This window comes from Bartonella sp. MR168JLCBS (genome assembly GCF_042194175.1).
The window spans coordinates 323-1,195 of the sequence record NZ_JBHIMP010000068.1; the positions used below are offsets into that span (position 1 = coordinate 323).

At 41.7% G+C, this 873-nt stretch carries 1 pseudogene; it reads right to left on the reverse strand.

Annotated elements, in window-relative coordinates:
* Nucleotides 1–763 (reverse strand): annotated as a pseudogene (locus tag ACFIK8_RS09105) (CCA tRNA nucleotidyltransferase); the annotation flags it as partial.
* Nucleotides 764–873 lie beyond the last annotated feature (110 nt).

Consider the following 873-nt stretch of genomic DNA (forward strand, 5'->3'; position numbering starts at 1 on the left):
TTTTCACAAGTGAATGAATCGCATCAATACCCCATTTTTCTGTTTCAGGGAAAATGAGTGTCAAAATTCCACTCTGGCGCATCCATAAAAGAGCACGTGTTGGATTGGGAGCAGCGAGAAGTTTTTTCATTTCCCCCCAAATACGCTCAGATGAAAGTTTTTGCAGACCGTGTTTTAAATAAACACACGCTTTCAATCCTTGCACATCAGGTCGTCCCGCTCCATACCAAGCAAAAAAGCGAAAAAACCGCAAAATACGCAAATAATCTTCGCGAATACGATTCTCTGGAATACCGATAAAACGTATTGTTCTGCTCGCAACATCGTTCAAACCTCCTACTGCATCATAAAGATTGCCATCAGCATCACAATAAAGCGCATTCATAGTAAAATCGCGCCGTTCAGCATCTTTTTGCCAATCACGATCAAACGCCACTTTTGCATGACGACCATCCGTTTCAATATCAGAGCGAAGAGTTGTAACCTCATAAGAACATGACTGAGCAACCACCGTGACTGTACCAAACGCAATACCTGTAGGAATAGCTTTAAATCCCGCTTCTTCTACACGCGCTATAACCTGTTGTGGAAAACAGGTTGTAGCAACATCAATACCACTAATCGGTTGCTCTAACAGCTGATTACGCACTGCCCCCCCAACAATACGTGCCTCTTCACCGTCCAAAGATAAAACATGAAGAAGCGTTTGGAGTTGACTCTGCTGCAACCAATCAACATGTTTGAAATTTTGTATTGTGCTCACTCTTTAACCTTTCAAACAAATTGCCACCATTCCCTCAAACTGGTATCCTTATAAGACAACAATTTTCCACAACATCCTTTACAAATCCTCCCATTCGTCAAAATAGAATT